Here is a 13,930-nt window from a genome sequence, read left to right as displayed (position 1 = left end):
TCACCTGACCTTATAATTATTTTATAAACTGAATATTTTGATATGGTCAATTTCTATTATACTAAATTTCATCACAAAGGTGGAGGTAGAAAAGAATGAAGCAAACAGGAACAGAATTAGTAAAACGTGGGATGGCGGAAATGCAAAAGGGTGGCGTGATTATGGATGTCATTAATGCGGAGCAGGCGAAAATTGCTGAAGCAGCGGGTGCTGTGGCTGTGATGGCATTAGAGCGAGTGCCTTCAGATATACGAAAGGCAGGAGGAGTGGCACGCATGGCAGATCCTCGTATTGTAGAGGAGGTTATGGCGGCTGTCACAATTCCTGTTATGGCGAAAGCACGTATTGGTCATATCGTTGAAGCTCGCGTGTTAGAGGCAATGGGCGTTGATTATATTGATGAGAGTGAAGTGTTAACGCCAGCGGATGAGGAATATCATTTATTGAAAAGTGACTATACAGTGCCATTTGTATGCGGCTGTCGTGATTTAGGAGAAGCGGCTCGTCGTATCGGTGAAGGGGCATCTATGCTACGGACGAAAGGTGAGCCAGGTACAGGGAATATTGTAGAGGCTGTACGCCATATTCGTAAGGTCAATGCCCAAGTACGAAAAGTTGTCGGGATGACTGAGGATGAGTTAATGACTGAGGCAAAATTGCTTGGTGCGCCATTTGAATTATTACGAGAAATTAAAAAGCTTGGTCGATTACCAGTTGTAAACTTTGCCGCAGGCGGTGTAGCGACACCAGCAGACGCAGCATTAATGATGGAGTTAGGTGCTGATGGAGTATTTGTGGGCTCTGGTATTTTTAAATCGGAAAATCCTGAGAAATTTGCACGTGCCATTGTAGAAGCAACGACGCATTATAAAGATTATAAATTGATTGCAGAAATTTCAAAAGAGCTGGGTGTGCCGATGAAAGGTATTGATATTGCACAACTTAGTCAAAGTGAACGTATGCAAGAACGAGGCTGGTAATATGAAGAGAGTCGGTGTATTAGCATTACAGGGTGCTGTTAGAGAGCATGTACGAATGTTAGAGACACTTGGTTGTCAAACGGTTTTAGTCAAGCATAAGGAGCAATTAGAAGGGCTTGATGGACTTATATTACCAGGTGGAGAAAGTACAACAATGCGCAAGTTACTTGATCGCTATGAACTATTGGGGCCCATTCGTTCACTTGCGCAAAAAGGCGTACCAATATTCGGCACGTGTGCTGGATTGATATTATTGGCAAAAGAAGTAGTTGACCATGATCCACATTTAGCTGTAATGGATGTTGTCGTTGCTCGAAATTCATATGGACGTCAAGTAGATAGCTTTGAAGTGAATTTAAATATCCAAGCGATTGGCGAAGCAATACCAGCTGTCTTTATACGCGCACCGCATATTGTGTCAGTTGGGGAAGGTGTTGAAGTGCTAGCGGAGCATGACGGAAAAATTGTGCTAGCGCGAGATGGTCATTTACTTGGCTGTTCATTTCATCCTGAACTAACGACAGATTTGCGCATTGTCAAATATTTTGTGACGACCATGGTGTGACTTGCAAAATGTCGTTTCATATAGTACAGTATGGATAAAATTTAAATAATTGAACACGATGATGGGAAGTAGTAGCAAGCACGTTTTTTTTAGAGAGTCAGCGGGTGGTGGAAGCTGATAAAAGCACTTGTGAATCCGTCCTGGAGTTGCGCAGTCGAAGTGAATGAAGTAGGCTGTCGCCGGCTGAAATGCCGTTATGAGATAAGTGGACTAGGCAATCTGTCTGGTCAATTAGGGTGGCAACGCGGGTAGCTCTCGTCCCTTTCATGGGATGAGGGCTTTTTTGTGTTCTATCTTATCTATAAATTCCCATCATTTATGAATCTACTACTGGAGGTATGAAGGATGTTAGATATTAAACGCGTCCGTGATAACTTCGCGGAAATTAAAGAAATGCTATTAACACGCAATGAAGATTTAGGAAACTTAGATGATTTTGAAGCTTTAGATACAAAACGTCGCGAATTAATCGCGAAAGCAGAAGAACTGAAAGCAGAACGAAATAAAGTATCTGAACAAATTTCTGTTATGAAACGTAATAAAGAAAATGCTGATGAAGTCATCGCACGTATGCGTCAAGTTGGCGATGAAATTAAAGAGCTAGATACACAACTCAATGAAGTAGAAGACCGTTTTAAAGATATGATGATGCGCTTACCAAACGTGCCACATGAATCTGTGCCAGTCGGTACTACGGAAGACGACAATGTAGTGGAATATACGTGGGGCGAAGTACCAACTTTTGATTTTGATATTAAAGCACACTGGGATATCGCAACAGATTTACAAATTGTAGATTTTGAACGTGGAGCAAAAGTAGCGGGCAGTCGTTTCTTATTCTATCGTGGCTTAGGTGCTCGTTTAGAACGTGCATTAATGAGCTTTATGATGGATTTACATGCAGAAGAGCATGGTTATGAAGAAATGCTACCACCTGTTATTGTTAATCGAGATAGCTTAACGGGTACAGGTCAGCTACCTAAATTTGAAGAAGATGTATTTAAACTAGATGATACAGATTACTTTATGATTCCAACAGCAGAAGTACCTGTTACGAATTTCTATCGTGATGAAATTCTACCTATTGAAGTTTTACCACAAGGCTTTGCAGCGTATAGCGCTTGCTTCCGCTCAGAAGCGGGCTCTGCCGGTCGCGATACACGTGGCTTAATTCGTCAGCACCAATTTAATAAAGTGGAATTAGTCCGTTTTGTAAAACCAGAGGAATCTTATGAACAGCTAGAATTATTAACAGGTCACGCTGAAAAAGTATTACAATTATTAGGTTTACCTTATCGTAAATTAAAAATGTGTACAGCTGATTTAGGCTTCACTGCTGCCAAAAAATATGATTTAGAAGTATGGATTCCAGCACAAAATATGTACCGTGAAATTTCTTCTTGCTCAAACTTTGAGGATTTCCAAGCGCGTCGTGCCAATATCCGCTTCCGCCGTGAGCCAAATGCTAAACCAGAATACGTACACACATTAAATGGTTCAGGTCTTGCTATTGGTCGAACAGTGGCTGCCATCCTTGAAAACTATCAGCAAGCCGACGGAAGCGTAGCTATTCCAGAGGTATTAGTTCCTTATATGGGCGGCAAAAAAGTCATTGCACCGAAGTAATTAAATTCTCCAAACTATATAGATTTAGCTATTCATGCTTTTGCAACTACTAAAAAATTAGAACTGTTCACTAGTTGTTGGTAGCGGAAAGCACCGCCGTTGCAGACAACAACGGCATAGCAAAAAAGTGTTAGATTGACTACAGTCAATCTAACACTTTTTCTCTTTTGTTTTAGTTCTAAATCAGACAACAGAAGTGACTATGTTTAGGTGATTTATACCCTATTGTACTTCAAGTGTATATGGTTGAGTACTAGCTTTGCCGTTTAATTCACTTACTTCAATATAGTAAGTTCCTTTGTCTAATTCAACTGTACCTACTTCCGGATCTTCAGTTCCGTAAAGATCAAAAGTTCCTACTGTTTTTCCTTTTGCATCAATGATACGGATAACACCATCCAGTGCTTTTTCTGTTTGTAGAGAGAAGAATACATCGCGTTTGCTATCAATATTTAATTCAAAGTAGTCTTTATCGCCAAACGGAACACCGGCATTTAAATATTGCGAAGCAACCCATTTGTTATCTTTTTTCGTAAGCTTAGATGGCTTTGTTGGTATACCATTGATTAATTCGGAATCCTTATCTTCATCGACTTGATTGTGTTTATACATGCTTAAAGTATATGGATGAATCGATACTTGTTCAAGGTTCATACCGTTAATAATAATAAAATAACCATGATTCTTTTTCGCTTTAAAAGAGGTATTAACATCAGTTGTGCCAATAATACCGAGTAATAGTTCAAAAATGTTATTGCCTTGTCCAAATTGAATTTCGGTTTCCAATTCTTTTGGATCAATTTCCATGTTGCCATTTGTATCTTCAATTATAGAACCTGAAAATTTAAAGGCATTTTGAAGCTCTTTAGGTAATTGATTTAGCTGTTCATTTGTCATAGGTACAGAAGAAACAAGAAGGCTCATGATTTCATCTTGACCGCGTTGTTTATAGTAGTAGTAATCAATATCATCTTGATAAATGATATGATCTTTATAGATTGTACCAGGTTGCACCGCTTGAGCATTTATTGTTGTGTTATTATCACTTTTATAATCTGATGGGATAGCTGCTAATTTACTTGTTTTAAGAGTATATGGTTCAGCCGAGCGAGCACCTTGATTCATTACCTTTACAACATAAGTTTTGTCCTTTTTCAATGCGACTGCTTTTGCATCATTGGCATTACTAGTTGAGCCAAGAAGTAAACTTAGTATCCCCATATCATTACTTAATGAAGAAACTGCTAATAATTCGTTTGTTTCCTCATCATATTCAAAAATAGTTCCAGCTGGAATTTGATTCATGCCTTTTTAACTTGGAAACCATATACGGCATCTTCTTCGGGCTTTAATAAGAAGTAATCTTCATCAAATTCTGTTTGGAAGTAAGCTTTTTTATCTTGACCAATGTCAAAAGGAACGGCTTGCTCCATAATTAGAGCTATGTCTTCCGGATTACCCATAGCACCAGGATCCATAAACATATTGAATAAATTATTTATTTGATTGTCTTTTTTTGTTTGATATTGAGTTAAAGGTAAAAGCTCATTTTCTACATTACCTTCTGGCATTTCCTCATTTAACGGTAACCCGTCTTCATCTTCAGGAAGGGTAACGACTTCACCCTTTAATGTATAAGGGATGATGGATTCACTTATCGTTTCTTCATTTTCAATGCCGCCGCTAAAGAACATATCAAGTGAAAAAGCACTACTGCCTTGATTGGATACGTTTAATACATATTCTGTCCCAGGAATAGCGTCAACAATAAGGTTTACACCGTCGCCTTTATCTGCGCTATAGCTTGTTTGAATTGGATAGGCCTCATACATTTCCTCATCATTAACGTTTTCTGCTGGTACAGCATCTAATTCTTCCTTTAGATAAAGTTCCATAGAGGCTGTAACACCTGGAATACCAGACAAATCAAATCGCAGCGTTGTTGGTTCTTTTACTGAAAATGTGAAATAATCTTGGTCGCTTTGTTGATCTTTAGAAAGCAGGGTATAGTTTTTCCCTTTTGTACTGAATGGGAACTGTTGAATGTTCTCCTTTTTGTCCATCTCTAATGAATCAACTGGTAAATCCTTCGTTGTTTGAGCAGTGAATACATAATTCGACTCACCATTTAAGTTATAGCTGCCATTATAATCTTTAACCCCAACAAGCAGTGTTCCTTTTTGATCTGCTTTGTATAGGTATCCCTCTTGCTTTCCTACACGCACATCATTGACATGGATTGGGTCGACTTCCTCTTTGCTATCTGTAGGGTAGAAATACAATTCAAGTGCATAATCGTATTTGTTTGCACCCTTTAATGTCAGTTGAGCATATTCATTTGCATCTAAATCAACCTTGTACCATTTTTTTTCGTTTGGTTGTTTGAATTCACCTTTTTCTGAATTCAATGTATTCTTTGCAAGAACTTTGGCGTTTTTAATACGTTCTTCCGTTGTTTCTGAATACTCTTTCGGAAGATTATTGACATTAAACTGTAATGCTTTCACCGGGTTGATAAGACCATGTCCATATGTAAGATCATAGCCTTTCTCACCTAGATTATTTGCGGTCATTTCGAGAATAGCTTCTACTTCATGAGGCTTTAAATTTGGATGTTTTGATTTTAGTAGGGAGGCAACACCTGCTACAACGGGAGCTGCCATTGATGTCCCACTAAATTTGACAAAGGATGATCCCTTTTTCTCGTCGTGAACGGTACTGTATATTTCCTCACCTGGTGCTACCACGTCAACCGATGGACCATAGTTTGAATAGCTTGATAGTTTGTTGATATCATTTGTAGAACCTACGCTAATGACACCTTCGTAAGAAGCAGGGAAAGAATATTCATCTGTCGATTCGTTTCCTGCTGCTGCTACAATCGTAATTCCTTTATCTATCGCTTGCTTAACAGCGTCTTTCATTAATGGAGATTCTCCATAACCACCAAGACTCATGTTAATAACATCAGCGCCCTGTTCAATGGCGTAAAGAATACCTTGTGCAATGACGAAATCATTGGCACCTTCTTCTCCGTTGAATACATCAATTGGAAGAAGCTTAGCATTTGGATTAATCCCATGTCCTCCTACATTATTATCTTTTGCAGCGCCAATAATACCCGCTACATGTGTTCCGTGGTCACCAGTATAAGTGGTATTGGCTGGTGCTGCGGCATTATACGGTGGAAGTACTTGAGATTTTAATCAGGGTGTTTAAAATCCACACCAGAATCGATAACCGCTACTTTTACTTCATGATTACCTGCTAACTCTAGTGCCTTATCCATTTGAAGTAAGTTTAAATGATACATATCTTTTTTCTTTGGATCTGCTCCGTTAGCGAAGGAATGATAAACGTAGCTTGGGGATACACTTTTAACGCCGTCTTGCTTTGCATAATAAGAAACTGCTTTTTCTAAAGAAATTCCCTTTTTCAGTTGGATTACATCATATCCTAGTGATGGAATAGATCGTATTACTTTGGAGCCAATGTTTTTATGTGCGTTCTTAGCAAGACCTGTATGCTTGACGATAATGGTATCTTTACTAATCCATTCCTTATCATTTTTTACATACTTTAATGCTTTTTCCTTATTGCTAGCTATAAGACTTTTCTCTACTTCTGTGTGCTGTGCTGTTTTTTCTGGTGCTGTAGCATAGGCAGAAGCAGCAGGAACCATTAGTGAAGCTGACGCTACTAAAGCAATTGATTTCTTCATCCATTTTTTCAATTGTTCTCTCTCCCATGATGTTTTATTTATTCTATATCTAATACGAATGAAACGTGGAAAAGTTTCGGATAAAAGGATAATTTCGGTCTACTTTCCTGATTTACCCCTATTATTAGAGAATAGAAAAAGGTACCCACCTAAATTTGGGGGTACCTTTTTCATGTTGACAGCAAATGCTCTCGTAAATACCACTTATTGTGGCTCACTAGATTCTGCCATTTTCCGTGCTTTTTTCTCAGCTTTTTTTCGTTCGCGTAATGCTCTAAAAAAATCGGTTAAAATTTGTCCGCATTCTTCAGCTAATATACCTTCCGTTACATCACAGTCATGGTTGAAGCGCGCATCATTTAATAAATGATAGAGTGAATCGACACAGCCAGCTTTTATGTCCCGTGCGCCGTATACAACACGTGGCACTCGCGACTGCAAAATAGCCCCTGCACACATAGGGCAAGGTTCCAGTGTGACATAAAGTGTTGTTTGTTCAAGACGCCAACTACCAAGTTTTTTACATGCTTCTTGAATCACCATTAATTCGGCATGCGTAGTTGCATTTTTGAGTTGTTTCACGTAGATTATGCGCGCGCGCAATAATTTCTCCTTCATATACAAGAACGGCCCCTATTGGTACCTCACCAAGCAAAGCAGCTTTTTTTGCTTCCTCTAAAGCTTGGTTCATAAATATGCGGTCTTTTTCAAAAATATCCACTAGAATCTCTCCTTACAGAGTAGTGTATCATGCGGGTGGCGTTTTGTATTTTGCTTTGAATTGACATTTCTAAAATAACCCTATATATTTATATATGAACACATGCTCATATATAAATAAACTATAGGAGGAACGGAAAATGGATGAACAAGTTAAACAGGGCGAAATAGAAACCGGTAATGGCAAGCACTTAGATGAGGAACGTTATTTGTTGTTTCTCAAACGTTTAAAGCATTGAGTGATCCAACAAGAATACGGATTTTAAATTTATTATGTTCAGATGAGCATTCGGTTAACGACATTGCTGAAATATTAGACTTAAGTCAGTCAACGGTATCCCATCAATTACGATTTTTAAAAAATTTACGATTAGTAAAAATTCAGGAGGGAAGGAACAAGCTTATATTATTCAAAAGATGATGACCACATTATGAATTTATTGAAGCAAGCAATTGAACACGCTACGCACAACTAATTGTATGAATTAATATTTGGAGGGGAAAACGATGGGGCATAATCACGATCACGGTCATGATCATACACATGGTGCAAATAAAAAGGTGCTTTTACTATCCTTTATCATCATTACGAGTTATATGGTGATTGAAGCAATTGGTGGGTTCTTAACAAATAGTTTTGGCACTTTTATCGGATGCTGGCCATATGTTAAGTGACTCAATTTCTTTAGCCATTGCACTTCTTGCTTTTATTTTTGGAGAAAAAGCAGCTAGCTTTAGTAAAACATATGGTTATAAAAGGTTTGAAATATTAGCTGCAGTGTTAAATGGTGTAACATTAATTTTAATTGCGTTATTTATTTTCTATGAAGCCATTTGAGCGTTTTGCAAATCCACCAGAAGTAGCAACAACAGGTATGCTGATTATTAGTGTAATTGGTTTGTTAATTAATATAGTAGTGGCTTGGATTATGATGCGGGGTGGAGATACGGAAGACAATTTAAACATGCGTGGTGCATTTTTACATGTTCTTAGTGATATGCTTGGCTCTGTCGGTGCCATCATTGCTGCTTTAGTCATTATGTTTTTCCGGCTGGGGCTGGGCCGATCCACTTGCCAGTGTTATTGTTGCATTATTAGTACTACGTAGTGGATATTTTGTGACAAAGTCTGCTATCCATGTTCTTATGGAAGGAACACCTTCAAAATGTCGACGTTCAGGAAATCATTCAAATAATGGAGCAAACTGAAGGTGTGCAAAGTATTCATGATCTTCATATTTGGACGATAACTAGCGGAACAAATGCATTGTCCTGTCATGCAGTTGTCCGATGACCAGCTAAACATTGGAGAAAGCGAGCATATTTTACGTGAAATTGAACATAATCTTGAACATAAGGGCATAAAGCATATAACGATTCAATTGGAAACCGCAGCGAACCGCCATGATGAATCAATTTTATGTAATCTTAAGAGTGAGCCAGTTCATCACGATCACCATTAATTATAAAAAAATAAAACGCCTATTTACATACCCTTCGTGGGTATAGTATGATATTAGCAAATAGGAGGTGAAGAATTTGGAGGACACAGTGAAAGAGGATGCTTGTCATACAGAGGAAACTGCATCGTGTCGAAAAAGTCATCACCCTGAGCGCGTGAAAAAGGATTTAACGACTCGCTTAAATCGAGTAGAAGGTCAAATCCGAGGTATTAAGGGAATGATTGAAAAAGACGTTTACTGTGATGATATCATCACGCAACTGTCTGCCACGCAATCAGCTTTGAATAGCGTAGCGAAAATTTTATTAGAAGGTCATTTAAAAGGCTGTGTCGTAGATCGCCTATCTGAAGGCGATGAAGCGGTTCTAGATGAGTTAGTCGTGACCATTCAAAAATTAATGAAAAAATAATTTTACGGGTAGTTACTCTTATATAGCATGTACATTAAATTTAAAGGAGAGATATTTATGCAAAATGTAACATTAAACGTACAAGGAATGTCATGTGGACATTGTGTCAATGCAGTGGAAAAAAGTGTCGGCGCATTAGCGGGTGTAGAACAAGTAACAGTAAATTTAGCAGATGGTTTGGTAGATGTCGCATTTGACGATGCCCAAGTATCACTTGCGCAAATTAAAGAAACGATTGACGATCAAGGCTACGAGGTAGAATAGATCAATAGGGTGCTCACAAGGCACTCTATTATTTTCAAATTTATATACCCCTATATGGTATAGAAAGAGGTGGGAAGTTAATGCGTTCTGAATTGAAGGAAACGAACCTACAAATTACTGGCATGACTTGCGCAGCGTGTGCTACGCGTATTGAGAAAGGCTTGAAAAAAATGGAGGGTGTCGAGCAAGCAACCGTAAACTTAGCGCTTGAAAAATCCTCTATAAAATATGATCCAGCAATATTGAGTGAAGTAGACTTTGAAAAGAAAATCGAAGCGTTAGGCTATGGCGTCGTAAAACAGAAAGCGGAACTTGATATTACAGGTATGACGTGTGCTGCATGTGCCACTCGTATTGAGAAAGGTTTAAATAAGCTTTCAGGTGTTTCAACAGCAACTGTAAACTTGGCACTTGAAAAAGCATCCATCGAATTTAATCCAACAGAGGTTTCTGTATCGGATATTATCGGTAAGGTTGAGAAGCTGGGATATGGTGCTCATCAAAAAGCGGATGAGCGAGCAACTGAAGATTATCGAGAAAAGGCAATAAAACAACAGCAACAAAATTTCTTTTTTCAGCTATTCTTTCGCTACCATTACTGTGGACGATGGTTGCTCACTTTTCATTGACATCGTTTTTATATGTCCCCGATTTTTTAATGAATCCTTGGGTGCAATTAGTGTTAGCTACACCAGTTCAATTTATTATTGGGAAACAATTTTATGTAGGTGCATATAAAGCTTTACGTAATGGCAGTGCTAATATGGATGTCCTTGTCGTTATGGGGACTTCAGCAGCTTATTTTTACAGCGTTTATCAAGCCATTGTTACAGTTAATTCACATCATGGACCGCATCTATACTTTGAAACGAGTGCCGTTTTAATTACGTTAATTCTTTTAGGTAAATTATTCGAAGCAAAGGCAAAAGGGCGTTCATCAGAAGCGATTAAAAAGCTAATGGGTCTGCAAGCAAAATCTGCGATAGTTGTGCGAGATGGAGTAGAAAAAGAAGTCCCATTAGAAGAAGTTGTGATTGGTGATATTTTATTAGTTAAACCAGGTGAAAAAATTCCTGTAGATGGTGAAGTAGTAGAAGGTACAACAGCCGTTGATGAATCAATGCTAAACAGGGGAAAGTCTTCCGGTAGATAAAAAACAAGGAGATGTATTATACGGTTCAACCATTAATAAAAATGGCTTTGTGAAAATGTTAGCAACCAAAGTTGGTCGAGACACAGCACTTGCTCAAATTATTAAAGTTGTAGAAGATGCACAAGGTTCAAAGCTCCCATACAACGTTTAGCAGACCAAATTTCGGGGTATATTCGTGCCGATTGTTGTTGGTATTGCGATTGTGACATTCCTGTTTGGATTTTATGGGTAAAACCTGGTGAATTTACACCTGCACTAGAAGTGTTAATTGCGGTTCTTGTTATTGCTTGTCCTTGTGCGCTAGGCTTAGCGACACCGACTCTATTATGGCAGGTTCTGGTCGCGCCGCTGAATTTGGGATTTTGTTTAAAGGGGGCGAGCATTTAGAACAAACGCAACGCATTGATACAAGTTGTTGTCGATAAAACAGGAACCGTAACACACGGCAAACCGATATTAACAGACGTTGTACTAGCAACGGGGCAAGAAGAAGCATCCTTTCTTTCATTGATTGGGGCAGCAGAGAAACAATCCGAACATCCGCTAGCACAAGCCATTGTGCAAGGAATTGAAGAGCGAAGTATCACACTTGGCGATGTTCAATTTTTTGAGGCCATTCCAGGTTACGGCGTGCAAGCAACCGTTTCGGGTCAAGGTGTGGTAATCGGGACACGTAAATTAATGCAACAATATGATATAGATATTCAGCATATATTGCCGACAATGGAGACATTAGAGGAAAACGGTAAAACCGCTATGTTGGCTGCTATAAACGGTCAATATGCTGGCCTTGTTGCTGTTGCAGATACGGTAAAAGATACGTCAAAAGAAGCCATTCGTCGTTTACAGGATATGGGTATTACAGTCATTATGATGACGGGTGATAACGAACGGACTGCGCAAGCAATCGGTCAGGAAGTTGGGGTTAACCATGTTATCGCAGAAGTACTTCCAGAAGGAAAAGCGGATGAAGTGAAAAAACTGCAAGCTACAGGCAAAAACGTAGCGATGGTTGGTGATGGCATTAATGATGCACCAGCATTAGCAACTGCCAATATTGGGATGGCCATAGGAACTGGTACAGATGTGGCAATGGAGGCTGCTGATATTACGCTTATTCGTGGTGATTTAACTAGCATTGCGGATGCCATTATTATGAGTCGTAAAACAATGCGCAATATTAAGCAAAATCTATTTTGGGCATTTGCATATAATACATTAGGGATTCCAATTGCAGCTATGGGCCTTCTTGCACCGTGGGTAGCGGGTGCAGCTATGGCATTCAGCTCAGTGTCCGTCGTGTTAAATGCCTTACGTTTACAACGAGCAAAATTATAGTGCAAATTATAGTGCCAGTCACTCAAACAATTCTCAAACAATTCTCTAAGTAGATTTTTACTAAAACGCCTGCGTAGAATGGACGTTACTTGTGGAGAGAGGAAAGCGTCCACCTAGCGGAAATTTACGCAGTATTTGCTGGCTAAAGTTAGGCCCACTAAGGTGGGTCTTTTTTGTTGCATGGAGCTATAAGTTTGTTTGATATCTATCAACTGGGCAGGTCAAATAATGTTAAAAATTGAGATACATGTTGATTCTGTTTTTCATTTTCTCACTATGATACAATGAAAAGCACTGATTCATTTTAGTTTCATACAATATAGCCTTAAAATAGTGGCATAATTGACTTATAGAATCCTAAATATAAAGGAGGAACTTCTAGTGACGGTTCCATTTGTTGCAGTAGAAGGTCCGATTGGTGTAGGCAAAACTTCATTGGCAAAAGAGGTAGCGGCGACATTTAATTACCATCTATTAAAAGAAATTGTAGACGAAATCCGTTTTTAATAAGTTTTATGAAAATATAGAGGAATGGAGTTTCCAAACGGAAATGTTCTTCCTGTGTAATCGCTATAAACAATTAACAGATATAAAGAAGTTACGTTTAGCACAAAAGACATCAGTTGTATCGGACTATCATATTTTTAAAAATTTAATTTTTGCAAAGCGTACATTGCCACCTGCCGAGTACGAAAAGTATGAAGAAATCTATCAAATTTTAACAAAAGATATGCCTGTGCCTAATGTCGTTGTTTATTTACATGCTAGTGTTGATACGTTAATGAAACGCATTGCTAAACGGGGGCGTGAATTTGAGAAAATGATTTCACGTGAATATATGGAGCAGTTAGTAGCAGACTATCATACTTTTACAGAGCACTTTGAGCAGCTACATCCCGAAATACCTGTAATCCGATTTAATGGAGATCAACTTGATTTTGTAAAAAACCCACAAGATTTACAATATGTATTAAAAACAATCGAAGATACGTTACAACAAAGGAGCTTGCAACAATGAATTTGAGAGAGAAATATGATATTCCACCACAAACTGTTATTACAATTGCCGGAACAGTAGGTGTAGGAAAATCAACGATGACAAAGGCGCTAGCACAAGCGTTAAATTTCCGTACATCATTTGAAAAAGTAGATACCAATCCATACTTAGATAAGTTTTATGATGACTTTGAAAAATGGAGCTTCCATTTACAAGTCTATTTTCTAGCAGAGCGTTTTAAAGAGCAGAAGCGTATTTTCGAATATGGTGGGGGCTTTGTGCAAGATCGTTCTATTTATGAAGATACAGGGATTTTTGCCAAAATGCATTATGATAAAGGAACAATGAGTCCAACTGATTATGAAACGTATCGTAATTTATTTGATGCGATGGTGATGACACCGTATTTCCCGCACCCAGATTTATTAGTTTATTTAGAGGGGCCGATTGATGATGTCATTGGACGTATTCAAGAGCGTGGTCGTGAGATGGAGCAGCAAACACCGAATGATTATTGGATTGAAATGCATGAGCGTTACGAAAATTGGATAAATAATTTTAATTCATGCCCTGTCCTACGTTTAGATATTAATGATTATGATTTATTAAAAAATCCAGACGCAATTGAATCAATTGTCAGTCGCATAAGTCATATGCTAAAGCAAACAAGTCATTTACGTAAATAGAAGAAAAG

9 protein-coding genes, 5 pseudogenes and 1 other annotated feature are annotated in these 13,930 nt (G+C 38.4%); of the genes and pseudogenes, 10 read left to right on the top strand and 4 right to left on the bottom strand.

Translation table 11 applies throughout. The features are described from left to right. The first annotated feature begins 95 nt into the window (after window positions 1–95). The 3 genes from pdxS (at window position 96) to serS (ending at window position 3,171) form a co-directional block, all read left to right on the top strand. Window positions 96–980, top strand: coding sequence for a pyridoxal 5'-phosphate synthase lyase subunit PdxS (pdxS, locus tag LS41612_RS00060; RefSeq protein WP_024362936.1), 885 nt, complete (start codon window positions 96–98; stop codon window positions 978–980). A 1-nt stretch (window position 981) separates the two neighbouring features. Further along, window positions 982–1,545: a pyridoxal 5'-phosphate synthase glutaminase subunit PdxT gene (gene pdxT / locus LS41612_RS00055; protein ID WP_024362937.1), complete on the top strand. Its 564-nt coding sequence runs from the start codon at window positions 982–984 to the stop codon at window positions 1,543–1,545. 49 nt (window positions 1,546–1,594) lie between these two features. Continuing rightward, window positions 1,595–1,811, top strand: a binding site (T-box leader). Between the two features lie 79 nt (window positions 1,812–1,890). Beyond that, complete coding sequence (serS, locus tag LS41612_RS00050) at window positions 1,891–3,171, top strand: serine--tRNA ligase (protein ID WP_024362938.1); 1,281 nt, start codon at window positions 1,891–1,893, stop codon at window positions 3,169–3,171. 222 nt (window positions 3,172–3,393) lie between these two features. On the opposite strand, the gene LS41612_RS23425 is transcribed toward serS, so the two are convergent. From LS41612_RS23425 to tadA, 4 genes and pseudogenes are all read right to left on the bottom strand, one after another. Then, window positions 3,394–4,476, bottom strand: a complete 1,083-nt coding sequence (locus LS41612_RS23425; protein WP_233433825.1) for a hypothetical protein — start codon at window positions 4,474–4,476, stop codon at window positions 3,394–3,396. Further along, a complete protein-coding gene (locus tag LS41612_RS23420; RefSeq protein ID WP_233433854.1) occupies window positions 4,473–6,287 on the bottom strand; it encodes a S8 family peptidase in 1,815 nt (604 codons plus the stop codon). The genes LS41612_RS23425 and LS41612_RS23420 overlap by 4 nt, the downstream gene beginning before the upstream one ends. 86 nt (window positions 6,288–6,373) lie before the next feature. Continuing rightward, window positions 6,374–6,904 (bottom strand): S8 family serine peptidase, encoded by a 531-nt coding sequence (locus tag LS41612_RS23415; RefSeq protein ID WP_233433824.1) that lies wholly within the window; start codon window positions 6,902–6,904, stop codon window positions 6,374–6,376. A 192-nt stretch (window positions 6,905–7,096) separates the two neighbouring features. Next, window positions 7,097–7,613: pseudogene (gene tadA / locus LS41612_RS00040) on the bottom strand (tRNA adenosine(34) deaminase TadA). Between the two features lie 139 nt (window positions 7,614–7,752). Between tadA and LS41612_RS00035 the strand changes: the two are divergent. The 7 genes and pseudogenes from LS41612_RS00035 to LS41612_RS00005 all read left to right on the top strand — a co-directional run bounded on the left by LS41612_RS00035 (window position 7,753) and on the right by LS41612_RS00005 (window position 13,922). Beyond that, window positions 7,753–8,088 (top strand): annotated as a pseudogene (locus LS41612_RS00035) (ArsR/SmtB family transcription factor). A gap of 31 nt (window positions 8,089–8,119) precedes the next feature. Continuing rightward, window positions 8,120–9,075, top strand: a pseudogene (locus LS41612_RS00030) (cation diffusion facilitator family transporter). Window positions 9,076–9,151: 76 nt separating this feature from the next. Beyond that, entirely contained in the window at window positions 9,152–9,484 is a 333-nt protein-coding gene (locus LS41612_RS00025) for a metal-sensitive transcriptional regulator (protein ID WP_024362943.1), read from the top strand. Between the two features lie 57 nt (window positions 9,485–9,541). Next, window positions 9,542–9,748, top strand: a complete 207-nt coding sequence (copZ, locus tag LS41612_RS00020; RefSeq protein WP_024362944.1) for a copper chaperone CopZ — start codon at window positions 9,542–9,544, stop codon at window positions 9,746–9,748. 80 nt (window positions 9,749–9,828) lie between these two features. Further along, a pseudogene (locus LS41612_RS23980) lies at window positions 9,829–12,239 on the top strand (heavy metal translocating P-type ATPase). Window positions 12,240–12,620: 381 nt separating this feature from the next. After that, window positions 12,621–13,257 (top strand): annotated as a pseudogene (locus LS41612_RS00010) (deoxynucleoside kinase). Beyond that, window positions 13,254–13,922, top strand: coding sequence for a deoxynucleoside kinase (locus LS41612_RS00005; RefSeq protein ID WP_024362947.1), 669 nt, complete (start codon window positions 13,254–13,256; stop codon window positions 13,920–13,922). The pseudogene LS41612_RS00010 and the gene LS41612_RS00005 overlap by 4 nt, the downstream one beginning before the upstream one ends. The last annotated feature ends 8 nt before the right edge of the window (window positions 13,923–13,930 follow it).

The organism is Lysinibacillus sphaericus (assembly GCF_002982115.1).
GTDB lineage: Bacteria > Bacillota > Bacilli > Bacillales_A > Planococcaceae > Lysinibacillus > Lysinibacillus sphaericus.
The sequence above is the reverse complement of the archived record's forward strand: the minus strand, read 5'-3'. Positions and strand labels throughout refer to the sequence as shown.